Raw genomic sequence first — 23,305 nt, forward strand, 5'->3', positions numbered from 1 at the left:
GCATGCGCGGGCTCGCCCTGCCGGCCGGCCCGCTGCTCGCGGTTTCGCTTTATTTCTTCGCGGTGGCCCTTGGGAGTGAACATGCGCTGGCGGCCACCCTGGGCATGACCGGCTGGTGCGCGCTGTGGTGGGTGCTCGAACCGGTGCGCGCGCCGGTGACGGCGCTGCTGCCGTTGGCGCTGTTCCCGGTGCTGGGCGTGCTCGACGCCAGGCAGGTGGCCCAGAGTTATGGCCACGAGCTGATCCTGCTGCTCGGCGGCGGTTTCATGCTCTCGCGCGCGCTCGAGCGCTGCGGTGCCCACCGCCGGCTGGCGCTGGGCATGGTGCGTGGCTTCGGTGGCAGCAACGGCCGCAGCCTGCTGTTCGGTTTCATCGCCGCCTGCGGCGCGCTGAGCATGTGGATCTCCAACACCGCCACCACGCTGGTGATGCTGCCGGTGGCGCTGGCGATCCTGCAGGTCTATCCGGACAAACGCCTGCAGGCCCCGCTGATCCTGGCCATCGCCTACTCGGCCAGCATCGGCGGACTGGGCACGCCCATCGGGTCGCCGCCGAACCTGGTCTTCATGCAGGTGTATGCGGAAACCACGGGCACGCGCTATGGCTTCCTGGACTGGATGATGATCGGCATTCCGGTCGTGCTGCTGCTGTTGCCGATGGTGGGCTGGTGGCTCGGCCGCGGCCTGGGCGACACGCCGGCGGCGACGCTTCCGGCACCGGGGCTCTGGACGCCGGGCGAGCGTCGGGTGGTGGCCGTGTTCGCGCTGACGGCGCTGGCCTGGGTGACGCGCACCGAACCCTTCGGCGGCTGGAGCACCTGGCTGGCGATGCCCGGCGCCAACGACGCCGCGGTGGCGCTGCTGGCCGTGGTCGTGATGTGCGTGATCTCCGACGGCAAGGGCAGCCGGCTGCTCGACTGGGAAACCGCGGAGTCGATTCCCTGGGGCGCGCTGGTGCTGTTCGGCGGCGGCATCGCGCTGGCGACGGCGTTCCAGTCCTCGGGGCTCAGCGGCGCGCTGGCGGGCCACTTGGCCGGCCTGGGCGACCTGCCGCTGCCGCTGCTGCTGGTGGCGATCGTGGCCGCGGTGCTGATGATGTCCGAGATCGCCAGCAATACGGCGACCGCCGTGCTGATGATGCCGATCCTGGCCGCCACCGGCGTCGCAATCGGCGTGGACCCGGCGCTGCTGATGTTCCCGGCGGTGCTGGCGGCCAGCGGCGCCTTCATGCTGCCGGTGGCCACCGCGCCCAACGCCATCGCCTACGGCAGCGGCCTGGTCACGGCCCAACGCATGTTCCGCGAAGGCGCCATGCTCAACGTGCTGGCGGCCGCGGTGATCTGCATCGTCTGCTGGTTCGCCTTCTCGTAGTTTTTTGTGGGAGGCACTTCAGTGCCGAAAGCTTCGGCACTGAAGTGCCTCCCACATCGAGCTATTTCTTCTTCGGGATGTACAGGTCGGTGATCGAGCCTTCCTGGATCTCGGCGGCCATGCCGACCGATTCGCTGAGCGTCGGGTGCGGGTGGATGGTGTGGCCGATGTCGGCGGCTTCGCAGCCCATTTCGATGGCCAGGGCGACCTCGCTGATCAGGTCGCCGGCATGCACGCCGACGATGCCGCCGCCGATGATGCGGTCGGTTTCTTCGTCGAAGATGAGCTTGGTGAAGCCTTCGGTGCGGCCGATGCCCACGGCGCGGCCCGAAGCCGCCCACGGGAACTTCGCCACGCCGATCTTCAGGCCCTTGGCCTTGGCTTCGGTTTCGGTGACGCCGACCCAGGCGATCTCCGGGTCGGTGTAGGCCACCGACGGGATCACCCGGGCCACCCATTCCTTCTTCTCGCCGAAGGCCACCTCGGCCGCCAGCTTGCCTTCGTGCGTGGCCTTGTGCGCCAGCATCGGCTGGCCGACGAGGTCGCCGATGGCGAAGATGTGCGGCACGTTGGTGCGCATCTGCCGGTCGACCGGAATGAAGCCACGGTCGGTGACCTTCACCCCGGCCTTGTCGGCGTCGAGCTTGCCGCCGTTGGGCGCACGCCCGACCGACACCAGCGCCCGGTCGAACTTGCTGCGTTCGGGCTTGGATTCGCCTTCGAAGCTGGCGTGCAGGCCATCCTTCTTCGCCTTGACCTCGGTGACCTTGCAGCCCAGGTGCACGGCGACGCCGCGCTTCCTGAGCAGGTCGGCCAGCGGCTTGACCAGGTCCTTGTCGGCGCCCGGCATCAGCTGGTCCATGAATTCGACCACCGTCACCTCGCTGCCCAGCGCGCTGTACACGCAGGCCATTTCCAGGCCGATGATGCCGCCGCCGACGACCAGCAGCTGTTTGGGCACCTCGGCCAGCTCCAGCGCGTCAGTGGAATCCATCACCCGCTCGTCGTCCCAGGGGAAGGCCGGCAGTTTCACCGGCTGCGAGCCGGCGGCGATGATGCAGTGCTCAAACCGCACCAGGGTCTTGCCGTCCTTGCCCTCGACTTCGAGTTCGTTGGCCGAAATGAACTTGCCGGTGCCGGTGAGCGTGCGCACCTTGCGCTGCTTCGCCATGCCCGCCAGGCCCTTGACCATCTGGCCGACGACCTTTTCCTTGTGGGCCCGCAGCTTGTCGAGGTCGATCTTCGGGTTACCGAAGCTGATGCCGAAATCGGCGGCATGTCTGGCTTCGACCAGCACCTCTGCCGCGTGCAGCAGGGCCTTGGACGGGATGCAGCCGACGTTGAGGCAGACGCCGCCGAGCGATTCGTAGCGTTCGACCAGCACGGTGTCCATGCCCAGGTCGGCCGAGCGGAAGGCGGCGGTGTAGCCGCCGGGGCCGGCGCCGAGCACGAGCATGCGGCACTCCACGTCGGCCTTTCGGCCGGAGGCCGATTTCGTGGGAGGGACTTCAGTCCCGATGTTTTTCGATGACGACTCGGCATCGGAGGACGTCTTTTCTGCCGAAGGCTTCGGGACTGAAGTCCCTCCCACAGAATCATCCACCTCGGCGATCGCCAGCACGTCGCCGGCCGAGACCGTGTCGCCGATCTTCACCTTGAGTTCGGTGATCTTGCCGGCGGCGCTGGCCGGCACCTCCATCGTCGCCTTGTCCGATTCGAGCGTGACCAGGCCCTGGTCCTTGGCGACGGTGTCGCCCGGCTGCACCAGCAACTCGATGACCGGCACGTCCTTGTCGTCGCCGATGTCCGGCACTTTCAGTTCAATGGTCTTGGCCATGTTCTTTCCTTGGCAGGGGCGCGGCTCAGATGCGGCGCTTCCAGGTGGTCTGGTAGAGGTCGTGGCGACGGTCGCGCAGGTTCTGCACGGTGCCGGACGCGCGGGCCTGCATCAGGTCGTCCAGGCGCAGGTCGGCGAAGGCGACCTGCTCGGCATTGGGCGTGGTGTCGGCGGCGATGCCTTCGGGCGCGAAGGGGAAGTCGCAGGGCGTGATGATGCAGCTCTGCGCGTACTGGATGTCGAAGTTGTTCACGCCCGGCAGGTTGCCGACGTTGCCCGAGGTCACCACGTAGACCTGGTTCTCCACGGCGCGAGCCTGGCAGCAATAACGCACGCGCAGGTGCCCCTGGCGCACGTCGGTGCAATAGGGAACAAAAAGGATCATCGCCCCCTGGTCGACCAGGTGGCGGGCCAGCTCCGGGAACTCGGAGTCGTAGCAGATCATCACGCCGATCGGCCCGCAGTCGGTGGCGATGGCTTCGGCGGCGTCGCCGCCGGCGATCTTCCACCAGTGCACCTCGTTGGGCGTCGGATGCAGCTTCTCGCGCTCGTGCACGGACCCGTCGCGCAGCGCGACGTAGCAGATGTTGTGGATGTCGCCATCGTCCATCTGGGTCGGGTGCGAGCCGCCGATGATGTTGATGTTGTAGGCCACCGCCAGGCGGTGCATCAGGTCGCGGTACTGGGTGGTGTACTTGGTGAGCGTGCGGATCGAGTCCGAGGGCGACAGCGGCTGGTTCTCGATCGACAGCAGCTGCAGGGTGATCAGCTCGGGGAAGACCACGAAGTCGCTGCGATAGTCGGCGGCGATGTCGACGAAGTACTCGATCTGGGTCGCGAACTCCTCGAAGGTCTTGATGCGACGCTGCTGGTACTGCACCGTCGCCACCCGCACCGCGGCCGGCAGGTCGCCGGTGCTCTGGGCCTTGCGGATCTCCGGGTGGTCGGAAAACGTCGGGTTGCGCCAGACCAGGTGCGCGGCGAAACCCAGCGACTCGTGGTCGGACGGCAAGTATTCGGGCAGCACGCCGATCACTTCGAACTGGTTCGAGAGCTGGAAGGACAGCGCCAGGTCGCGCGCCTTGCCCTCCTGCACGGCCTCGACGTAGGCCTCGGCGCTTCCGAACTGCTTGAACCGCTTGCCCAGGCCGGGCAGCCGGCCACCAAAAACGATGCCCTTGAGCCCCAGGTGCATGCACAGGCGCTTGCGGCGGTCGTACAGGCGCCTGCCGATGCGCAGGCCGCGGCGCGTGGGATCGACGCAGACCTCCATGCCGTACAGCCAGTCGCCCGCCGGGTCGTGGCGCGAGGCGTAGCCGCCGCCGGTGATTTCCCGCCAGGCGTGCCTGGACAGGGCCAGCGATTCGGAAATGCAGAAGGTGGCGCAATAACCGACCACGACGCCGTCGTATTCGGCGACGAACTGGCCGCCGGGAAACTGCGTGAGCTGGCCACCCACCATTTCCGGCGTGTAGGCCATGCGTTCGCCATAGGTACGTGCCGACAGCGACACGATTGCGGGAATGTCGGCACGCTCGGCCAGCCGCACGAAAAGCTTGGAACGACTGTCGTCGCTACGGTTCATCCTTGGCGTCCTCCTGGATTTCGCGCTTCACGTCCTCGGTGGCATCGTTGCCGCCGCTGCTCGGGGGTGGCGCTTCTTCGACCTTCCTGCGCACCGGGTGGCCCATGGTTTCCCAGGCGGCCTCGTCGCGCAGGCCGAAGGCGCTGCGCAGGTGCAGGTCGCGCTGCGGGAACGGGATCTCCAGGCCATGCTTGGCCAGGGCGGTCTCGAGTTCCCAGTTATAGGCCGCCTTCACGGCGGAGGGGCGCTTGGTGGCTTCGGCGGTCAGCCAGACCACCAGGTCGAAGTTCAGGCTCGATTCGCCGAACTCGACCAGCCAGACCTGCGGCCGCCGGGGACCTTCCTGGGCCAGGGTGAAGGGCACGGCGCAGGCCGCCTCCAGCGCGGCCGCCTTCACCGTTTCCTTGTCGCTGCCATAGGCCACGCCGAAGGGAATGCGCAGCCGGCGCGAGACGTCGTTGTGGGTCCAGTTCACCACCCGGCCGCTGACGAACTCGGAGTTCGGCACCAGGATCTCGATGTTGTCGTTGGTGGTGATGCGGGTGGCGCGGATATTGATGTCGCTGACCTCGCCGTGCACGCCGGACTCGAGCTCGACGAAATCCCCGACCTTGAGGCTGCGGTCGAACAGCAGGATCAGGCCGGAAATGAAATTGTTGAAGATCGCCTGCAGGCCAAAGCCCAGGCCCACGCCGATGGCGCCGGCGAACACCGCGAAGCGGCTGGCCGGCACGCCGATCAGCTCCAGCGCCACCAGGAAGGCCACCAGCAGCAGCAGGTAGTGGACGATGCGCCCGACGGTGTAGATCGCCGCGCGACGGTCGCGCGCGGCTTCGCGTTCCGAGAACCGACCCAGCCCGCGGCGGATCAGCCAGGAAACCGTCCAGGCGACGACGAAGACGCCAACGGCCCCGGCCAGTCCGGCCGGCGTGAAACTGACACCGCCAAGCTCGACCAGGGTCTGGTTCCACCAGCCAGTGCTGGCGGCCGGCGCCGTCACAGCAGCAGCCGGCGCAGGTCGCCCAGCACCTGGGACAGGTAGCTGGTGAAACGAGCGGCAGCGGCGCCGTCGATCACCCGGTGGTCGTAGCTCAGGCTCAGCGGAAGCATCAGGCGCGGCGCGAACTCCTTGCCGTTCCAGACCGGCTTCATCGCGCTGCGCGAGACGCCCAGGATGGCCACTTCCGGCGCGTTGATGATCGGCGTGAAGGCGGTGCCGCCGATGCCGCCGAGCGAACTGATCGAGAAGCAGCCGCCCTGCATGTCGGCCGAGGAGAGTTTCTTGTCGCGCGCCTTGGCGCTGATTTCGCCGAGCTCGCGCGCCAGTTCCAGCAGGCCCTTGCGGTCGGCGTCGCGGATGACCGGGACCACCAGGCCGTCGGGCGTGTCCACGGCGATGCCGATGTTGAAGTACTGCTTGAGCACCAGTTCGTCGCCGTCGAGCGAGGCGTTGAAGGCCGGGAATTTCTTCAGGCCGGCGACCGCGGCCTTGATCAGGAACACCAGCGGCGTGACCTTGGTGTCCTTGTTTTCCTCGCCCAGGCGCTTGCGGAAGGCCTCCATCTCGGTGATGTCGGCGTCCTCGAACTGGGTGACGTGCGGGATCATCGCCCAGTTGCGCGCCAGGTTGGCGCCGCTGAGCTTCTGGATGCGCGAGAGCGGCTTGCGCTCGACCTCGCCGAACTTGGCGAAATCGACCTTGGGCCAGGGGATCAGGTCGAGGCCGCCGCCGCCCGTGCGCGCCGCGCCGCCGCCGGACAGCACCGACTTGACGAAGGCCTGCACGTCTTCCTTGCTGATGCGGCCGCCGCGGGCGCTGCCGCTGACCTGGGACAGGTCGACGCCCAGTTCGCGGGCGAACAGGCGCACGGCCGGGCTGGCATGCGGCACCTTGCCTGGCATCAGGGCCTCGGCATCGAAGCTGACCGGTGGCGAATTGGGGTTGCCGGCGTTCATGGCCGGCAGGCTGGGCTTGGGCGGCTGCGATTCGGACTTCGACTCGGGCTTGGCTTCCGGCTTGGCTTCCGGTTTGGGCTCGGCCTTGGGCTCGGGCTTGGGCTCCGATTTGGCGTCCGACTTGGGCCCGGGCTTGGATCCACCCTCGGCCGCGTCCCCGGCCGGTTCGATCAGGGCCACCACCGAGCCTTCCGACAGCTCGTCGCCGATCTTGACCTTCACTTCGCGCACGACGCCATCGAAGGGCGCCGGCACTTCCATCGTCGCCTTGTCGGATTCGAGCGTCACCAGGCCCTGGTCCTTGCTGACGCTGTCGCCTGGCTTGACCAGGACCTCGATGACCGGCACGTCCTTGTCATCGCCGATATCCGGCACCCGCGCTTCCTTGAGCTCGGCCATGGTCCACCTGGGGTTTTCAAACGGAGGGCTTTCTATTGTCCCCCCCTTGGCCATAAAAAAAACCCCCCGGGGGGTGCCGGGAGGCTTGGGCAGCGCTAACGCCTTGGAACGCGCGTGCTGGTCGCGTTCGGGCGGGACCGTTTCGGGCCCTTGCGCCAAGGGACTGCTTCCGATCATCCCTTGCGAGGATGCTTACAGGGTCGCCCAAGGGGTGCGGCGACGCCTGTGCCAAATGGGACACGGTCCCGGCGCCATAGTTCCCCCGGCGTTCAGCGGGGGTTCCCGGAAGCCCGGCGTCACCCGGCCTTGGCAACGGCTGGGTGGCCTCGGCCCCGGGCGGGGTGGGGGGAATGAATCCGTTCCCGGGCGGGATGCCCGGGAACCTCCCGCCCGGTGGCTGCAGCCGCGTCAGCCCTGATCGGCTTCGCGGCGCTCGGCGCGGCGGGCCTTGCCGAACTCGCGCATTTCCTCGCGGCTCAGTTCGCCGTCGCCATTGGCATCGATGGTGGCGAAGTTTTCGGCCAGCTTCGGCGCCTTGTCGCCGAGCTCGGCCCGGCTGATGGCGCCGTTGCCGTCGTCGTCCATGCCCTTGATCAGGCCCTGCATGTAGCCCATGCGGCCGGCGCCCTTGCGCCCGTGATGGCGCATCGTCGCCATCTTCGTGTGCATGGCCCGGAGTTCGTCCCGGCTCAGTTCGCCGTCGGCGTTGGCATCGACACGTTCGAAATTTTCCGCCAGCCGCTCGCTCATGCCCTGCACTTCGATGCGGTCGAGCGTTCCGTCGCCGTCCTTGTCGGCTTCGGCAAAGCGCGCGTCGGCTTTGGCGCGCCATTCGGCGCGTTGCGCCTCGCGGTCGCCGCGGGCGTCGGTGGGCGCGGACGTCTGCGCCACCACGAGGCCACTGGCCAGGGCCAGGGCGGTGAAGAGGAGGGTCTTGCGCATGTGGGTTCTCCGTTTCCTGGCGGGGGATTCCGCCCTTGCCAGGTAAAAACGCCCGGCCGCCACGCCGGTTGACCCGAACCGCCGCGCCTGCCCGCCTGCGTTCAGCTTGCCGGGGACCGGGGGCTGCGGCATCGTGGCTTTCCCCGCCGGAGCTCCGCCATGCGTGCTGCCTTGCTGCTGTCGTTCACCGCCCTGGTCCTGGCCGCCTGTTCGCCGGCACCCCAACCACCCGCCCTGGTCGTTGACAACGCAACCAGCCCGTTCCCCGATGCCGCCGAACCGGAACCCGCACCGGCGGGAGAAACACCGGATGGCCAGGTACCCCGCAGCTTCAGCTGTCGCGGCAACGAACCCTTCTGGTCGCTCGAGCTCGGCCACCAGGGCGGGGTGCTGACCGAACCGGGCAACGAAACCTTGCTGGTCGGCGATCTTGCCGCCACCGAGACCGGGGCCTGGACCTTCCGGGGCGCCCCGGAAGACGAACCCGACGCCTTCACCGGCGCGGTCCTTTCGCCGGCCCAGTGTTTCGACACCATGGCCAATGGCCCGGCCATGCCCTACAGCGCGGCGCTGCACTTCGCCGACGGCCGCCAGGGCAGTGGCTGCTGCACGGTCGAGTTCGGACTCGACCTGGAGAATGCGCCGAGTTTTGATGCCGCCGGCAAGCCGGACGAGGACTGGAGCCGCTGGCTGCCGACGCTTGGCCCGGCCGTCCTGCGCTGCGCCTTCGACGGCGGCGTGGTCACCGAGGGCGCCAGCAAGGCCTGGCCGATGAACCGCGGCAAGGCGATGGTGCGGCTGGTGGATTCCGGTGGTGACCGATTCGACTGCCTCGTGGACCTGGGCAGCGGCGACATCGAGACGGTGCAACCGGTGCCGGCGGGCGACACCGTGCCCGGCGAGGACCAGCCGCGCTGGCTGCCACCGGGCGACCAGCAGCCGGTGCTGCACTGCGGACGGGTCGAGCGCGTCGAGACCGAAGGCGGCCTGGTCACGGGCTGGCTGCACTACACCGACGGCTGCTGACCCACCCCGGCGGGCGGGCCCTCCCGTCGGCCCGGCGGATTTCGCCCTCAGGATGGCGTTTTCGCCACTGCCGGGGCAGACTCCCTGGCGAGACCCTGTGTCCACCCCGGCATCCCCCGCCCGGGACACGAGGAGTCCGTGATGAAACGCCTGATGCCCTTCACGCTGGTTACTGCCCTGCTGTTGGCCCTGTCCCCCGCCCCCCGTGCGGCGACGCCCGCCGCCGACGAAGCCATTTTCGTCGAAGGCACCCGCTACGACGCCGTCTTCAACAGCGCGCTGCAGCACTGGCGCCTGCTGCCCACCGAGGGCCCCGACCTGCGCCTGCGGGTCGCCAACAGCTGCCACCGCGGCAGCCCGGTGCCCCCGGGCCTATGGCTGCTGACGCTCGACGACGGCGGCCAGCCGACCCTGGTGGCGCCCTCGGCCACGGCCCTGCCCGCGGGCCATCCCGGCCACGTCCGGCTGCTGGCCTGCGACCAGCAAGCCCAGGACGACCTGCCGGCGCTGGCCGTGCCCGCGCCCGTGCTCGACTGGCTGACCACCCACTCGGGATCGGTGTATGTCCCCCGCTGAAACCCGCTTCACGCTGGGCCTGCTGGCCATGGATGGCGCCATGGCGTCCTGCTACACGGGCGTGATGGACCTGCTCAAGATCGCGCAGAAACTGGCGCGCCTGCGCGACCCGGCGACCCCCCTGCGGCTCGAAACCGTGCTCGTCGGCGCCCGCGGCCAGGCCTCCATCACCATCGACGGCGGCCTGGTGATGGGACCGGTGCAGTCATCGGATCGCGCGCTGGACCTGCTGCTGGTACCGGGCTTCATGCATGACAGCGTCGGCGACGCGTTCCGGCGCATCGCCGGCTACGGGCCGGAAATCGAACTGCTGCGCGCGGTGTCGCTGCGCGGCGTACCGCTGGCCGCGAACTGCTGCGGCAGCCTGCTGCTGGCCGAGGCCGGTTTGCTCGACGGTCGCGGCGCCACCACCAGCTGGTGGCTCGACGGCGCGTTCCGGGAGCGCTTCCCGCGGGTCCGCCTGGACGTGCAGCGCATGGTCTGCGACGAGGGCGACATCGCCACCACGGGGGCCAGCACCGCCGTGATGGGCTACGTGCTGCAGGTGCTGGCGCGCGTGGCCGACCCGGCGCTGGCCCAGAACACCGCCCGGATGATGCTGCTCGACCCCGACCGCAGCAGCCAGGCCCCCTACATCAGCCTGGCCCTGTCGGAACGGCCGCGGCATTCGCTGTCCGAGAAGGCCGAAGGCTTCCTGCAGCGGGAACTGCACCGCGACCTCTCGATCACCGAACTGGCCCGGCATTGCGGCACCTCCGAACGCAGCCTGCTGCGCCACTTCCGCCAGCACTTCGACGCCACCCCGCTGGCGCGCCTGCAGTACCTGCGGGTCGAACGCGCCAAGGCGCTGCTGGAGACGACGCTGCTGAGCTTCGACGAAATCGTCGAACGTTGCGGCTACTCGGACAGCTCGAGCTTCCGCAAACTGTTCAAGCGCGCCACGTCACTCACGCCCGCCGACTACCGCGAACGCTTCCGGCTGCGCCCGCACTGACCGCTTGCGCCGCTTGAGCCCGAACAAGGGCCGTCCGGGGCCGTTACCCAGCCCCGCCGACCGGCAAAGCGGCCATGGCCGCGCTGCGCGACAATGGGCCCATGGCATCACCGCGCAAAATCGTGCACGTGGACATGGATGCGTTCTACGCCTCGGTGGAGCAGCGCGACGACCCGTCGCTGCGCGGCCGGCCGGTGGTCGTGGCCTGGCGCGGGGCGCGGTCGGTGGTTTGCGCGGCCAGCTACGAGGCGCGCACCTTCGGCGTGCGCTCGGCGATGCCGGCGCTGCGGGCCGAAAAACTGTGCCCGCAGGCGGTGTTCGTGCCGCCTGACTTCGCCCGCTACAAGGCGGTGTCACGCCAGGTGCGCGAGATCTTCGCGCGCCATACCGACCTGGTCGAACCCCTGTCGCTGGACGAGGCCTACCTGGACGTCACGCAGAACAAGCTTGGACTCGGCAGCGCGACCGCCGTCGCCGAAGCCATCCGCAGCCAGATCCGCGAGGACACCGCGCTCACGGCGTCGGCTGGCGTCGCCCCCAACAAGTTCCTGGCCAAGATCGCCAGCGACTGGCGCAAGCCCGACGGCATCTTCGTGGTGAAGCCGGCGATGGTCGCCGATTTCCTTACGCCCCTGGCGGTCGGCAAGCTGCCGGGCGTGGGCAAGGTGATGGAGGCGAAACTCGCCGCGCTGGGCATCCGCACCGTCGGCCAGCTGCGCGCGCACGGGGGCGACGGCCTCGAGGCGCGTTTCGGGCGCTGGGGCCGGCGCCTGCATGAACTCTCGCAGGGCATCGACGAGAACCCGGTGCGGACCGAACGCCCGACCACCCAGGTGTCGGCCGAAGATACCTTCGAGACCGACCTGCGCCTGGAGGAAACCGGCGAAACCATCGTGCGGCTGGCCGCCAAGGCCTGGGCCGGCGCCGAGCGCGAGACCGAACGCAGTCCACGCACCGTCGTGCTCAAGCTCAAGACCTCGGACTTCCGCATCCTCACCCGAAGCCTGACGCCGACGGTGCCGCCGGCGAGCCTGGAGGCGTTCACGGCGATCGCGATGGAGCTGCGCGCGCGGGTCGACCTGCCGGCGCACACCCGCTACCGCCTGGTTGGCGTCGGCCTGGCCAACTTCCGTGGCCACCACGAGGCCCCTCCGCAGCCCGGGCTGTTCGAAACAGGCCAGCCAGGGGACGAATAAAGAACGGGCGGCCAATGGCCGCCCGTTCGCTCCTTCCCTGGATTGACGCCTTGCGTTGTTTACTCGGACTCTTCCTCGTCACCCGGCTCGCCCAGGTGCGCGTCGAACTCGACCCGGCTCAGGCGGGCGTCGCGGTTGGTGTCCGCCGCTTCGAACTCCAGGGCCAGCGAGTGCTCGGGCGGGATGTCGGTCTTTTCGATGAAGCCGTCGCGGTCCGTGTCCAGGCCATCGAACCGGGCCTCGGCATCGAGGTTGGCTTCAAGGGCCGGATCCGGCACCGGGTCGACCGCCGGCACGGGGTCCTGCGCGAATGCGGACACGGACATCGCCAGGGCGGTGGCACAGAACAGGGAGGCGGGGATGCTGTACTTGCTCATGTCGTACTCCTTCCAATCACGGGGGGAATGAAGCCCGGGGCTTCGCGGTCCACCCTGATGCCCCGTGCTCCAACCGCCACTGAAGCGCGCGTTCGCAATTCGTTAGCCGGCGATCACAAGTCAGGCCTTGGCCATGTGCGTGAACGAAGAGGGGCCGGCATGGCCGGCCCCTCGAAGCTGACACCTTGCCCGAAGGCTCAGTAGTACAGGTCGTAAAGCACGTCGAGCACCAGGCCCGTGGCGAGTGCCACCAGCACCACGTCGCGGTCCGAGCGCACCCAGCGGTAGCCATAGGGCGGCGGCGGCAGGTGATAGGCACGGTAGTCCACGTAGTACGGGCGGGCGTAATACGCCGGCGGCATGCGGTGTCCGACGTTCCAGCGCACATGGCGATGGCCCGACGGATAGACGTAGCGGACCGGGGCGCGGTAGCGGTATTCGGAACGCCAGTGGTTGCCGCGCCAGCGACGGTCGTCGTGGCGGACGTAGCGATGGTTGTTGCGGTGGTCACGGCGCCAGTCGCGGCGATCGTCACGGCGGTCGTGGCGGTCGTCGCGGCGGTCCGCACGCCAGTCACGACGGTCGTCCCGGCGGTCGTGGCGGTCGTCACGGCGATCGGCACGCCAGTCACGACGGTCGTCCCGGCGGTCGTGGCGGTCGTCGCGGCGATCGGCGCGCCAGTCACGGCGGTCGTCCCGGCGGTCGTGGCGGTTTTCGCGGCGGTCTTCGCGCTGGTCGGCGCGCATCGGGCCCTTGCCCTCGCGGGCCGTCTCGCCCGCCACGACGCGGGCGCGCACGTCCTGCGCAGCCGCCGGCATCACGGTAGCGCTGGCCAGCAGGGCGGCCATCGAAACCATCAGTACTCTTTTCATGTTCATAGCCCTCGGGGAACGGGGTGCGGGCGGATGCCTCCGGCCACGGGGCGAATGATTGCGTTGGCGGCGCTGAATTGCCCTTGAATCCAGCATTCGCCCGACGTGAAGGGCGATCCTGCATTCAGGCGCATGAACGGGCTGCCGCCTCGGCTAGAATTGGCCGCAAACCCAAGCAGGAGCCAACGATGCCCTCGTTCGACGTCGTGTCCGAAGTGGACAAACATGAACTGACCAATGCCGTGGACACCGCCAACCGCGAACTCGGCAACCGCTTCGACTTCAAGGGCCAGGACGCGAGCTTCGAGCTCGACGGTTTCGTGGTGACGCAGAAGGCGCCGAGCGATTTCCAGCTCAAGCAGATGCTCGACATCCTGCAAGCCCGCCTGATCGCCCGCGGCATCGACATCCGTTGCCTGGACGTCGGCGAACCGGAGATCAACCTGGCCCAGGCCCGGCAAAAGATCACCGTCAAGCAGGGCATCGAGCAGAAGCTGGCCAAGAAGATCGTCGCCACGCTCAAGGAAGCCAAGCTCAAGGTCGAGGCCCAGATCAACGGCGAAAAGCTGCGCGTATCGGGCAAGAAGCGCGACGACCTGCAGGACGCGATGGCCCTGCTGAAGAAGTCGGACCTGGACATCCCGCTGCAGTTCGACAACTTCCGCGACTGAAAGACGCCTCGACCTCCCGTGGGAGGGACTTCAGTCCCGAAAAGCTTCGGGACTGAAGTCCCTCCCACAGGTTCAGGGCGTCTGGAACAGGCGTTCGCGTTCGGCGTCGCCGAGCAGGCGCCACTCGCCCGGCGCCAGGCCGGCCAGGTCCAGGCCGCCGAGCCGGTGCCGGTGCAGGCTTTGCACGTGGTTGCCCACCGCCGCGAACATGCGCCGGATCTGGTGGTAGCGGCCCTCGACCAGGGTGACGTTGGCGCGACGGGGCTCGAGTACGTCCAGTCCCGCGGGCGCCAGCGGCGTCTTTTCCGACTCCAGCATCAGCGTGCCGCTGGCGAATACGCCGGCCTCGTCGCCGCGCAGGTCCTGGGCCAGGGTGGCTTCGTACACCTTGGGCAGGTGTGATTTCGGCGACGTGATCCGGTGCAGCAAGGCGCCGTCGTCGGTCATCAGCAGCAGGCCCGAGGTGTCGCGGTCCAGTCTTCCCACCGTCGAAAGCAGCGGGTTGCGCAGCCGGAAGCGCGGCGGCAGCAGGTCATAGACCACCCGGCCCGGATCCTTGGTCGAACAGGTGTAACCCACGGGCTTGTGCAGCAGGAGCAGCATGCCCTGGGGCGGATCCAGCGGTTCGCCGTCGAGGCGAACGTCGGCATGGCCGACGACGTCGTCGGCGTAAAGCACCTCGCCCGCGGCATCGGTGACCCGGCCTTCGCGGAACATCAGCGCCACCTGCTTGCGGCTGCCGTAACCGAGGTTGGCGAGCAGCTTGACCAATTTCATGCGGCCGCCTTGATCGCTTCGATCACCTTGAATCCGTCGGCATCGGCGTGCTTGCGCACGCTGGCGAACCCCGAGGCCAGCGCCTGTTCGTAGGCCAGGTGGCGATTGGCCACCAGCCACAGCCGACCGCCGGGCTGCAGCGCCGCCGCGGCCGCCGCGATGAACGCCCGACCCAGCTCCGGTTCGTCGGCGCGACGCTGGTGGAAAGGGGGATTGGTGACGATGAAATCGTAGCGCCGCGGCAGGCCGCTGGTGACGTCGTGCCAATAAAGGCCCGGCGCCAGGCGACCGCCGGCCAGGTTCTGCCGCGCCAAGGCCAGTGCCCGCGCCTCGGCTTCATACAGGTCCAGCCCGGTCACCGCCGGGCATCGCGCGATCACCTGCGTCGCCAGGTAACCCCAGCCGGCGCCCAGGTCGGCGCCCTGCCCGGCCAGGTCGGTCGGCAGGTGCGTCGCCAGCAGCGCCGACGCCGCATCCACCCGGTCCCAGGCGAACAGCCCCGGCCGGCTCAGGTAACGGCCGTCGAGGATCGGACGCGGAGCGTCCAGCGCCTGCCATTCTTCCAGCAGCGCCGCATCCACGGCCTTGCCCAGCGGGGCGGTCCAGACCGCGCGGCAGTGGTTCTTGGTCAACGCGTGCACCGGTCCGGCCAGGCGCTCGAGGTCGTCCTGCAGCGAGCGCGCGCCTTCCTTGTTGGCCGCGCAGGCCAGCACCACCCCGCCCTGGGTGGCCTGCGCCACGGCCCGGGCGAGCAGCGCGCGCGACTCCTCGCGCTGGCGCGGGGCCAGCAGCATCACCAGTTCGAAGCGCCCGGTATTGGATTCCGAGACCGCGAAGCCATCGCGGGCCAGCGCATCGGCCCAGGGTTTGAAGCCCTGTTCGCACACGGGTCGGTGTTCGCGCACCGCGTTCAGGGCGACACCGCCGCGGGCACGCAGGAACAGGCTCGAACCCGCGGCCGGCCAGGCCAGCGCCCCGGAAGCCAGGGGCAGGAACAGGGTGTCGAGGACGGGGTCGGCGGAACCGGTGGGCACGGGCAGGCTCGTCGGCGGCGGGGTCGCAAGTCTAGCGTGTGTGCTCAGGCATCCACGGCCACGCGGTCGCGACCTTCGTCCTTGGCGGCGTAGAGCGCGCGGTCGACCGCCCGGTACAGGCCGTCGGCATCGCCGTGCCGCTGCGGCCCGAAGCGGCCGATGCCGATGCTGACGGTGATCGCCAGCGGACAGCCATCGACGACCAGGGGCCGCGCCGCCAGGTCGCGCCGCAGGGCCTGGGCGGCCTCGGCGACCTGCTCGTGCGCGTCTTCGCTGAGAACGCCGAATTCTTCGCCACCCAGCCGGGCCAGCAAGGCCCGCGGCGCCGGAAACGCCGACTGCAGGCGCGCGGCGAGTCCCTGCAGGCAGGCGTCGCCGACGCCATGGCCGTGGCGGTCGTTGACCTGCTTGAAGTGGTCTATGTCCAGCAACAACAAGGTGAAGCCCGGCCCGCCGCCACGCGCCGATGCCGTCAGCTGCTCCAGGCGCGCGCCGAAGTGCCGCCGGTTGTACACGCCGGTCAGGGCATCGGTGCGACTCAGGCCTTCGAAGAGGTCGCGTTGTTCGCGCAGCGCGATGTCGAGTTCGAGCCGGCGGCGATACTCGGCGTGCGTACGCAGCAGCGCCCCGACCAGGTAAACCGCGTAGAAGGTCATCGCCACCGCCAGTGCCCGCTGGCCCGGATCGAGCCACAGGATCACCAGCGTCGGCACGAACAGCAGGCTGGCGCCGACCACGGCGAAACGGCGCACCGTGGTGTAGACGTTCACGAACACGGTGGCGTAGCCGATGGTGGCGATCAGCGACACCATGCGCAGTTCGGGACTGAAGCGCGGATCGAGCAGCATCCAGCCCTGCACGCCGGACCAGGCCAGCGGCGCCAGCGGAAGCACCAGGGCGTAGTGGCGAAGCCAGCGCTGGTTGGCGGCGGCGTCCTCGGCCGCAGGCGGCCGCATCACCAGGCGCAGCACGCCCACCACCAGGAACACCCCCGCCATCGCCAGGCTGGGCCAGGGCGCGAACTGGTGGGCGCCGGCCAGCCAGCCCACCACGGCCCAGCCGAACAGGTACAGGAAGCCGGCCAGCTTGGAGCGTTCGTAGGTGTCGCGCACCACCTGCGCCAGTCGCCAGGCCCGCGGGTCGGCGGCGGCGGACGCGGGCCGGGTCATGCCTGCCAGACCAGGGCGTTGTGGTCGAAGCCCTGCGCCAGCCGCGGCTTGACGATCTGGAAGAACGGCGAGACGTCGAAGTCGCGCGGCACGTACAGGCTGTGGTGGCGGATGCGCAGGATTTCACGGCGGGCGCGCTGGCCACCCTTGGTGCCGGTATCCACGCGCTCGATTTCGGGAAGGATCGGATAGCGGATCGATGCAAAGGCCTGGGCCAGCAGGGTCGAGCAGATCGCCTTGGTCGGCTCGCCGCTGCCCAAGGCCAGCAGCTGGCGCTTCATCGAGCCCGGCACCGGCGGCGTGCGCACCAGGTAGCGGGCCAGGTCGAAGATGTTCTTGAGGTCGTAGGTGATGCCCTTGCGCTCGAGCATGAAGCGCACCAGCGCGTCGATTTCGTCTTCCGACAGGCCGACCGGCCGGCAGATGCGCACGTGCAGGTTCGAAAACGTCGAGAGCGGGATGGTGCGGACGCCCTCGACCACGTCCACGTCCACGAAGATGCGCGGTTCCTCCCCGGGCGCCGGCGGGCCCAGGGTGTCGCCGATGCACAGCGCCGCGTGCGACCAGGTCGACTGGGTCAGGTACTTGATGGCGGTGGCGAAGCGGCTGCTGCCTTCGACCAGCAACACGTCGCCCTTGCGCAGTGTCGCGGCCAGCAGGTGGGGCGGACTGGTGGGCAGGTGGCTGCTGCGTTCGCGCGGCTTGGCCAGGAACCGGGCCAGCCGGCGCCCGATCGATCTGAGCGGCGACATGCGCGCAAGCCTAGCGCATGGCCGCGGCCCCGCGAAGCGTCAGCGGCCCGGAGGCTGGGCGGCCAGCAGTTCGCGCAGCTGGGCCAGCTTGGCCTTCACGCGCACGGCATGGTCGGGGCCCATGCGCCACAGGGCCTTGTGGCCGATCGAGCCCTGCTCCAGGCGCGGGTCGGCGAAAGCCCAGCGCGGCCGGCCCTGCACCGGCACCAGGGCCAGGTTGCCGCCCGGTTCGGGCGCGGCCAGCAGGTGGTCGATCACCTCGACCAGGCGGTCGTTGAAGGTCTTGCCCGGGACGCCGACCTCGCGATAGGCCTGGTCCAGCAGCGGGTAGAAGCGCACGTAGGTCGACACCAGCCGGCGCGAATCGAGGCCTTCGAAAACCGCCACCGCCGCGTCGTAGCGGGCGAAGTTGGCGCGGTCCAGGTAGTGTTCCTCGCCCGATTCGACCCGCTTGAGCTCGCCCCCGACGGGCCTGGCGGCGTAGGCCTGGCGGGTAATGTCCCGGCGCGGCAGGTTGTCGATGGTGGTCACCAGCCGCTGCACCAGGTACTCGGGCACCAGCCAGGCCGCCAGGTCACCACCCTCGAGCAGGCCGGCGAGCGCGGCCCAGGCCACGGCATCGCTGTCGGCGAGCGCAGGCAGCGGCTCGGCGGGCGTTTCTTCGGGCAGCACCGGCACGTCTTCGATCGGATGCAGCACCGCCGGCTCCACCGGCGCTTCGGCCACGGGAGCGGCCACCGGCGCAGGCTGGGGCGGCGCGGGTTCTTCACGCGGATAGAACTTCCAGGCGACGACGCCACAGGCGACCAGGAAGGCGACCGCCAGCCAGGGGCCGGCCTTGAAACGCGTGCTCATGCGATGCTCCTTGCTGCGGTACGCCTGCTCAGACTACGCCGATGTGCTGAAGTTCCGCGAAACGCACGCCGGTTGCCCACTAGGCCAATCGTCACTTGACGCTCTTCCCGGCGCCCACCAGAGTCGGGCGGGCCCCCGCCCTATCGCCTTCCTGGAGTCACACGATGGACAGACGCAACTTCCTAACGCTCACGGGACTCGGCGTCGCCGGCCTGGTGATGCCCTACGGCCGCGTGATCGCCGCCTCCGAGCTGGTGACCACGCTCGACGTCGCCATCAAGAAGGCCATGGCCGACGCCGCCCTGCAGGCGGCCCGTGACGCCGGCGCAAGCTATTGCGACGTGCGCATCGGCCGCTACCTGCAGCAGTTCGTGGTCACCCGCGAAGACAAGGTGCAGAACGTGGTGAACACCGAATCCACGGGCGTCGGCATCCGCGTGATCGCCAACGGCGCCTGGGGCTTCGCCGCCACCAGCGACCTGAGCACCTCCGGCGTCGCCAACGCGGCCCGCCAGGCCGCCGCGATCGCCAAGGCCAACGCCGGCCTGCAGACCACGCCGGTGCAGCTGGCCCCGGTGAAGGGCTTCGGCGAGGTCAGCTGGCGCACGCCGATCGTCAAGAACGCCATGGAAGTGCCGGTGAAGGAGAAGGTCGACCTGCTGCTGGGCGTGAACGCCGCGGCCATGGCCGCCGGCGCCAACTTCGTCAATTCCACCCTGTTCCTGGTCAATGAACAGAAATACTTCGCCTCCACCGACGGCAGCTACATCGACCAGGACGTGCACCGCATCTGGGCCCCGTTCACGGTCACCGCCGTGGACAAGGAAAGCGGCAAGTTCCGCACCCGCGACGGCCTGTCGGCGCCGATGGGCCTGGGCTACGAATACCTGGAAGGCAAGCCGGGCGACCGCTTCGTCTCGCCCAACGGCGTCGTCAACTACGGCAAGTCCTACGACATGATCGAAGACGCCGTCGCCGCCGCCAAGCAGGCGCGTGAAAAGCTCAAGGCGCCGTCGGTCAAGCCGGGCAAGTACGACCTGGTGCTCGACCCGACCAACCTGTTCCTGACCATCCACGAAAACGTCGGCCATCCGCTCGAACTCGACCGCGTGCTGGGCTACGAGGCCAACTACGCCGGCACCAGCTTCGCCACGCTCGACAAGCGCGAGAACCGGTTCCAGTACGGCAGCGACATCGTCAACCTGTTCGCCGACAAGGTGCAGGAAGGCAGCCTGGGCGCGGTCGGCTACGACGACGAAGGCGTCAAGACCAAGAAGTGGGACCTGGTGAAGGACGGCGTGCTGGTCAATTACCAGGCCATCCGCGACCAGGCCCACATCATCGGCGAATCCGAATCGCACGGCTGCTGCTACGCCGACTCCTGGGCCAGCGTGCAGTTCCAGCGCATGGCCAACGTGTCGCTGGCGCCGGGCAAGCAGAAGCTCAGCGTCGAGGACATGATCAAGGACGTCGAGAAGGGCATCTACATCATCGGCGACGGCTCCTTCTCGATCGACCAGCAGCGCTACAACGCCCAGTTCGGCGGCCAGCTGTTCTACGAGATCGAGGACGGCAAGATCAGCCGCATGATCGAGGACGTCGCCTACCAGATCCGCACGCCGGAGTTCTGGAACGCCTGTTCGGCCATCTGCGACGAATCCGACTACCGCATCGGCGGCAGCTTCTTCGACGGCAAGGGCCAGCCAGGCCAGGTCTCGGCCGTTTCGCATGGGTCGTCCACGGCCCGCTTCGACGGCATGAACGTCATCAACACCGCCCGCAACATCGGCTGACCGGCGCAGGAGCCCTAGACCATGAGCATCTACACCGAAGAACAAGCCAAGGCGATCCTGGACAAGGTCCTGGCGCTTTCCCAGGCCGACGAGTGCACCGCGACGCTGTCGGGATCGATCACCGGCAACATCCGCTTCGCGCTGAACAACGTCTCGACCAGCGGCATCGTTTCCAATGCCCAGTTGATCGTGCAGTCGGCCTACGGCAAGCGCGAAGGCATCACCACCATCAACAGCTTCGACGACGCCTCGCTCGAACGCGTGGTTCGCCGCTCCGAAGAGCTGGCCAGGTTGGCGCCGGAGAACCCGGAATACATGCCGATCATCGGCAAGCAGGACTACAAGGCCTCGCCGACCTTCGTGCAGGCCACCGCCGACATCACCCCGCAGCAGCGGGCCCAGGTGGCGGCCGCTTCGATCGGCCCGAGCAAGGACGGTGGCCTGGTCGCCGCGGGTTTCCTGCAGGACGACCAGAGCTTCTTCGCCTTCGCCAACTCCAAGGGCAACTTCGGCTACCAGCAGGCGACCAACGTCGACTACACCTGCACCGTTCGCACCGAAGACGGCCGGGGCTCGGGCTGGGTGTCGCGCAACACCGGCGACATCAGCAAGTTCAAGGCCGACGAGGCCATCGCCGTGGCCATCCAGAAGGCCCGCGACTCGGCCGAAGCCAAGGCACTCGAACCCGGCAAGTACACCGTCATCCTGGAGCCGGCCGCAGCCGCGGGACTGATCAGCTTCATGATGTTCTTCTTCGACGCCCGCCAGGCCGACGAAGGCCGCAGCTTCCTGTCCAAGAAGGGCGGCGGCACGCGCCTGGGCGAGCAGGTCTACGATCCGCGCGTGAACATCATGGCCGACCCCTGGCACGCGGACGCGGCCGTGATGCCCTGGGACGACCAGGGCCTGCCGCGCGAAAAGCACCCGATCATCAAGGACGGCAAGGTCGAGTACCTGCAGTACTCGCGGTTCTGGGCCAAGGAAAAAGGCAAGCGTGCGATCGGCCAGCCCGGCAACCTGCTGATGGCCGGCGGCGACAAGTCCACGGCCGAGCTGGTGAAAAGCACGCAGAAGGGCATCCTGGTCACCCGCACCTGGTACATCCGCATGGTCGACCCGCAGACGGTGCTGCTGACCGGCCTCACCCGCGACGGCACCTTCTACATCGAAAACGGCGAGATCAAGCACCCGGTGAAGAACTTCCGCTTCAACGAGTCGCCGGTGATCATGCTCAACAACATCGAGGAACTGGGCAAGCCGGTGCGCATCAGCGGCGACGAATCGCCGTTCACCATGCTGATCCCGCCGATGAAGCTGCGCGACTTCACCTTCACCTCGTTGTCCGACGCGGTTTGATGCAACGTGGCGCCGATGCAACGCCGTCGTTTCCTTGGCCTGCTCGGCGCCGCTCTTGTAGGAGGGGCTTCAGCCGCGAAGCTTTTCGGTGAAAGCTTCGCGGCTGAAGCCGCTCCTACAGGCACCGGCAGCGTAGGCGACTACGACTTCTGGTTCACCCGGCTGATGTACGACTCCGGCGACTGGGACGTCGACCAGCGCATGCCGGCCAACATCATCACGTCGCTCATCGACTACACCCGGCTGCGGGTGGACCCGAAGGAGCACGTGCTGGCCCTGGCCGACCCGCGCATGCTGCAGGCGCCGTTCTGCTACCTGTCCGGCCACAAGCTGGTGGAGTTCAACCCCGACGAACGCCGCAACTTCGAACGGTACGTGCGCAACGGCGGCTTCGTCTTCGTGGACGACTGCAACCACGACATCGACGGCCTGTTCGCCAAATCCTTCGAAGCCGAGATGGCGGCCATCTTCGGGCCGCAGTCGCTCAAGAAGCTGTCCAACCGGCATCCGGTCTATTCGAGCTTCTTCCGCTTCGACGGCCCGCCGACCACCGGCTTCGAACTCAACGGCTGGGGCGACGACCTGGTGCACGACTACCTCAAAGGCATCGAGATCGACGGCCGCCTGGGCGTGCTCTACAGCAACAAGGACTACGGCTGCGAATGGGACTACGACTGGCGCAACAAGCGCTGGCTGGCCGAGGACAACACCAAGTTCGCCGTCAACATCGTGATGTACGCACTGACCGCCTGACCCGGATGGAACCGACATGAACACCCACACCCCCGCCGACCTGCAGACCCTGCTCGACCGCATCGGCCCGCTGCGCGACGCCATCGGCCAGGCCATCGTCGGCCAGCACGACGTGGTCGAACAGCTGCTCACCGGCCTGCTGGCCGGCGGCCACTGCCTGCTCGAAGGCGTGCCCGGACTGGGCAAGACCCTGCTGGTTCGCACCCTGGGCCAGGCCCTGGACCTGGGCTTCCGGCGCGTGCAGTTCACGCCCGACCTGATGCCCAGCGACATCCTGGGCACCGAGATCCTGGAAGAAGACCACGGCACCGGCCACCGCCACTTCAAGTTCCAGCCCGGGCCGGTGTTCACCCACCTGCTGCTGGCCGATGAACTCAACCGCACCCCGCCCAAGACCCAGGCGGCGCTGCTCGAGGCCATGCAGGAACACACCGTCAGCTACGCCGGCACCACCCACGCCCTGCCCGAGCCGTTTTTCGTGCTGGCGACGCAGAATCCGCTGGAACAGGCCGGCACCTACCCGCTGCCCGAAGCCCAGCTCGACCGTTTCCTGCTGCACATCCGGGTCGACTATCCGAGCGAAACCGAAGAGCGCGACATCATCGAGCAGACCACGGGCGGCAAACCGCCCAAGGTGCCGCGGGTGATGAACGGCGACGAGGTGCTGGCCCTGCAGGCGCGCGTGCGCGAGGTTCACCTGGGCGCCGACCTGCTGGACTGGATCACCCGGCTGGTGCGCTCGAGCCGCCCGGGCCCCGAGGCGCCGGCCGACATCAACCAATACGTGAAATGGGGCGCCGGCCCGCGCGCCGGCCAGTCGCTGGTGCTGGCCTGCAAGGCGCGCGCGCTGCTGCACGGGCGCTTCGCCGTCACCCGCGACGACGTACTGGCCCTGGCCGCGCCGGTGCTCCGCCATCGCCTGCTGCTGTCCTTCGCCGCCGAGGCCGAACAGAAGTCCGCCGACGACATCGTGGCGGCGCTGCTGCGTGCGGTCCCGCACCCGGCCTGAGGCCAC

General features: G+C 68.6%; 22 protein-coding genes. 10 read left to right on the plus strand and 12 right to left on the minus strand.

The features are described 5' to 3' along the window. The first annotated feature begins 2 nt into the window (after positions 1-2). Positions 3-1,370 carry an SLC13 family permease gene (locus N788_RS05905; protein ID WP_034222339.1) on the plus strand — a complete coding sequence of 456 codons (1,368 nt, stop codon included), beginning with the start codon at positions 3-5 and terminating at the stop codon, positions 1,368-1,370. 61 nt (positions 1,371-1,431) lie between these two features. On the opposite strand, the gene lpdA is transcribed toward N788_RS05905, so the two are convergent. The 5 genes from lpdA to N788_RS05930 all read right to left on the minus strand — a co-directional run bounded on the left by lpdA (position 1,432) and on the right by N788_RS05930 (position 8,089). Continuing rightward, entirely contained in the window at positions 1,432-3,207 is a 1,776-nt protein-coding gene (gene lpdA / locus N788_RS05910; RefSeq protein ID WP_034222341.1) for a dihydrolipoyl dehydrogenase, read from the minus strand. A gap of 25 nt (positions 3,208-3,232) precedes the next feature. Then, positions 3,233-4,792 (minus strand): carbon-nitrogen hydrolase family protein, encoded by a 1,560-nt coding sequence (locus N788_RS05915; RefSeq protein WP_034222342.1) that lies wholly within the window; start codon positions 4,790-4,792, stop codon positions 3,233-3,235. Then, entirely contained in the window at positions 4,782-5,792 is a 1,011-nt protein-coding gene (locus N788_RS05920) for a mechanosensitive ion channel family protein (protein ID WP_051924419.1), read from the minus strand. The genes N788_RS05915 and N788_RS05920 overlap by 11 nt, the downstream gene beginning before the upstream one ends. Beyond that, the gene (gene aceF / locus N788_RS05925; RefSeq protein ID WP_051924420.1) at positions 5,789-7,147 is read right to left on the minus strand and encodes a dihydrolipoyllysine-residue acetyltransferase; all 1,359 of its coding nucleotides are present in this window, start codon (positions 7,145-7,147) and stop codon (positions 5,789-5,791) included. The genes N788_RS05920 and aceF overlap by 4 nt, the downstream gene beginning before the upstream one ends. Before the next feature lie 408 nt (positions 7,148-7,555). After that, positions 7,556-8,089 carry an EF-hand domain-containing protein gene (locus N788_RS05930; protein WP_051924421.1) on the minus strand — a complete coding sequence of 178 codons (534 nt, stop codon included), beginning with the start codon at positions 8,087-8,089 and terminating at the stop codon, positions 7,556-7,558. A 159-nt stretch (positions 8,090-8,248) separates the two neighbouring features. On the opposite strand from N788_RS05930, the gene N788_RS05935 reads away from it, so the two are divergent. From N788_RS05935 to dinB, 4 genes are all read left to right on the plus strand, one after another. After that, positions 8,249-9,115: a hypothetical protein gene (locus tag N788_RS05935; RefSeq protein ID WP_034222344.1), complete on the plus strand. Its 867-nt coding sequence runs from the start codon at positions 8,249-8,251 to the stop codon at positions 9,113-9,115. A 141-nt stretch (positions 9,116-9,256) separates the two neighbouring features. Beyond that, the gene (locus N788_RS05940) at positions 9,257-9,691 is read left to right on the plus strand and encodes a hypothetical protein (RefSeq protein WP_034222346.1); all 435 of its coding nucleotides are present in this window, start codon (positions 9,257-9,259) and stop codon (positions 9,689-9,691) included. After that, positions 9,678-10,685, plus strand: a complete 1,008-nt coding sequence (locus N788_RS05945; protein WP_051924422.1) for a GlxA family transcriptional regulator — start codon at positions 9,678-9,680, stop codon at positions 10,683-10,685. Before N788_RS05940 ends, N788_RS05945 begins: the two co-directional genes overlap by 14 nt. A 101-nt stretch (positions 10,686-10,786) precedes the next feature. Further along, entirely contained in the window at positions 10,787-11,881 is a 1,095-nt protein-coding gene (dinB, locus tag N788_RS05950) for a DNA polymerase IV (RefSeq protein ID WP_051924427.1), read from the plus strand. Positions 11,882-11,940: 59 nt separating this feature from the next. Here dinB and N788_RS05955 read toward each other — a convergent pair whose 3' ends face one another. Beyond that, complete coding sequence (locus N788_RS05955) at positions 11,941-12,258, minus strand: hypothetical protein (protein ID WP_034222348.1); 318 nt, start codon at positions 12,256-12,258, stop codon at positions 11,941-11,943. Positions 12,259-12,455: 197 nt separating this feature from the next. After that, entirely contained in the window at positions 12,456-13,130 is a 675-nt protein-coding gene (locus N788_RS05960; protein WP_084695917.1) for an RcnB family protein, read from the minus strand. Positions 13,131-13,318: 188 nt separating this feature from the next. Here N788_RS05960 and N788_RS05965 point away from each other — a divergent pair, with 188 nt between their 5' ends. After that, positions 13,319-13,801 (plus strand): YajQ family cyclic di-GMP-binding protein, encoded by a 483-nt coding sequence (locus N788_RS05965; protein ID WP_034222349.1) that lies wholly within the window; start codon positions 13,319-13,321, stop codon positions 13,799-13,801. A gap of 72 nt (positions 13,802-13,873) precedes the next feature. Here N788_RS05965 and N788_RS05970 read toward each other — a convergent pair whose 3' ends face one another. The 5 genes from N788_RS05970 to N788_RS05990 are packed head-to-tail and all read right to left on the minus strand — an operon-like array spanning position 13,874 to position 18,388. Further along, positions 13,874-14,578, minus strand: coding sequence for a pseudouridine synthase (locus N788_RS05970; protein ID WP_034222351.1), 705 nt, complete (start codon positions 14,576-14,578; stop codon positions 13,874-13,876). Further along, complete coding sequence (locus N788_RS05975; RefSeq protein WP_051924424.1) at positions 14,575-15,612, minus strand: class I SAM-dependent methyltransferase; 1,038 nt, start codon at positions 15,610-15,612, stop codon at positions 14,575-14,577. The genes N788_RS05970 and N788_RS05975 overlap by 4 nt, the downstream gene beginning before the upstream one ends. 44 nt (positions 15,613-15,656) lie before the next feature. Beyond that, positions 15,657-16,781, minus strand: a complete 1,125-nt coding sequence (locus tag N788_RS05980) for a GGDEF domain-containing protein (protein WP_034222353.1) — start codon at positions 16,779-16,781, stop codon at positions 15,657-15,659. Continuing rightward, the gene (locus tag N788_RS05985) at positions 16,778-17,533 is read right to left on the minus strand and encodes a YiiX/YebB-like N1pC/P60 family cysteine hydrolase (RefSeq protein ID WP_034222356.1); all 756 of its coding nucleotides are present in this window, start codon (positions 17,531-17,533) and stop codon (positions 16,778-16,780) included. The genes N788_RS05980 and N788_RS05985 overlap by 4 nt, the downstream gene beginning before the upstream one ends. A gap of 39 nt (positions 17,534-17,572) precedes the next feature. Further along, complete coding sequence (locus tag N788_RS05990) at positions 17,573-18,388, minus strand: DUF3014 domain-containing protein (RefSeq protein WP_034222358.1); 816 nt, start codon at positions 18,386-18,388, stop codon at positions 17,573-17,575. A 164-nt stretch (positions 18,389-18,552) separates the two neighbouring features. On the opposite strand from N788_RS05990, the gene N788_RS05995 reads away from it, so the two are divergent. From N788_RS05995 to N788_RS06010, 4 genes are read left to right on the plus strand one after another with little or no spacing between them, the layout of a single operon-like run. Beyond that, on the plus strand, positions 18,553-20,181 hold the full coding sequence (locus N788_RS05995) for a TldD/PmbA family protein (RefSeq protein ID WP_034222362.1): 1,629 nt from the start codon (positions 18,553-18,555) through the stop codon (positions 20,179-20,181). Between the two features lie 21 nt (positions 20,182-20,202). After that, positions 20,203-21,537, plus strand: coding sequence for a TldD/PmbA family protein (locus N788_RS06000; RefSeq protein WP_034222366.1), 1,335 nt, complete (start codon positions 20,203-20,205; stop codon positions 21,535-21,537). A gap of 15 nt (positions 21,538-21,552) precedes the next feature. Beyond that, complete coding sequence (locus tag N788_RS06005) at positions 21,553-22,290, plus strand: DUF4159 domain-containing protein (RefSeq protein WP_034222367.1); 738 nt, start codon at positions 21,553-21,555, stop codon at positions 22,288-22,290. Between the two features lie 16 nt (positions 22,291-22,306). Beyond that, a complete protein-coding gene (locus N788_RS06010; protein WP_034222370.1) occupies positions 22,307-23,299 on the plus strand; it encodes an AAA family ATPase in 993 nt (330 codons plus the stop codon). The last annotated feature ends 6 nt before the right edge of the window (positions 23,300-23,305 follow it).

This window comes from Arenimonas donghaensis DSM 18148 = HO3-R19 (assembly GCF_000743535.1).
GTDB classification, from domain to species: Bacteria; Pseudomonadota; Gammaproteobacteria; order Xanthomonadales; family Xanthomonadaceae; genus Arenimonas; species Arenimonas donghaensis.

Bases quoted from the DNA above. Each gene is read 5' to 3' on its own strand.
- N788_RS05905 (WP_034222339.1), top strand. From the start codon at position 3: ATGCGCGGGCTCGCCCTGCCGGCCGGCCCGCTGCTCGCGGTTTCGCTT.
- lpdA (WP_034222341.1), bottom strand. From the start codon at position 3,207: ATGGCCAAGACCATTGAACTGAAAGTGCCGGACATCGGCGACGACAAG.
- N788_RS05915 (WP_034222342.1), bottom strand. From the start codon at position 4,792: ATGAACCGTAGCGACGACAGTCGTTCCAAGCTTTTCGTGCGGCTGGCC.
- aceF (WP_051924420.1), bottom strand. From the start codon at position 7,147: ATGGCCGAGCTCAAGGAAGCGCGGGTGCCGGATATCGGCGATGACAAG.
- N788_RS05930 (WP_051924421.1), bottom strand. From the start codon at position 8,089: ATGCGCAAGACCCTCCTCTTCACCGCCCTGGCCCTGGCCAGTGGCCTC.
- N788_RS05935 (WP_034222344.1), top strand. From the start codon at position 8,249: ATGCGTGCTGCCTTGCTGCTGTCGTTCACCGCCCTGGTCCTGGCCGCC.
- N788_RS05940 (WP_034222346.1), top strand. From the start codon at position 9,257: ATGAAACGCCTGATGCCCTTCACGCTGGTTACTGCCCTGCTGTTGGCC.
- N788_RS05945 (WP_051924422.1), top strand. From the start codon at position 9,678: ATGTCCCCCGCTGAAACCCGCTTCACGCTGGGCCTGCTGGCCATGGAT.
- dinB (WP_051924427.1), top strand. From the start codon at position 10,787: ATGGCATCACCGCGCAAAATCGTGCACGTGGACATGGATGCGTTCTAC.
- N788_RS05955 (WP_034222348.1), bottom strand. From the start codon at position 12,258: ATGAGCAAGTACAGCATCCCCGCCTCCCTGTTCTGTGCCACCGCCCTG.
- N788_RS05960 (WP_084695917.1), bottom strand. From the start codon at position 13,130: ATGAAAAGAGTACTGATGGTTTCGATGGCCGCCCTGCTGGCCAGCGCT.
- N788_RS05965 (WP_034222349.1), top strand. From the start codon at position 13,319: ATGCCCTCGTTCGACGTCGTGTCCGAAGTGGACAAACATGAACTGACC.
- N788_RS05970 (WP_034222351.1), bottom strand. From the start codon at position 14,578: ATGAAATTGGTCAAGCTGCTCGCCAACCTCGGTTACGGCAGCCGCAAG.
- N788_RS05980 (WP_034222353.1), bottom strand. From the start codon at position 16,781: ATGACCCGGCCCGCGTCCGCCGCCGCCGACCCGCGGGCCTGGCGACTG.
- N788_RS05985 (WP_034222356.1), bottom strand. From the start codon at position 17,533: ATGTCGCCGCTCAGATCGATCGGGCGCCGGCTGGCCCGGTTCCTGGCC.
- N788_RS05990 (WP_034222358.1), bottom strand. From the start codon at position 18,388: ATGAGCACGCGTTTCAAGGCCGGCCCCTGGCTGGCGGTCGCCTTCCTG.
- N788_RS05995 (WP_034222362.1), top strand. From the start codon at position 18,553: ATGGACAGACGCAACTTCCTAACGCTCACGGGACTCGGCGTCGCCGGC.
- N788_RS06000 (WP_034222366.1), top strand. From the start codon at position 20,203: ATGAGCATCTACACCGAAGAACAAGCCAAGGCGATCCTGGACAAGGTC.
- N788_RS06005 (WP_034222367.1), top strand. From the start codon at position 21,553: ATGCAACGCCGTCGTTTCCTTGGCCTGCTCGGCGCCGCTCTTGTAGGA.
- N788_RS06010 (WP_034222370.1), top strand. From the start codon at position 22,307: ATGAACACCCACACCCCCGCCGACCTGCAGACCCTGCTCGACCGCATC.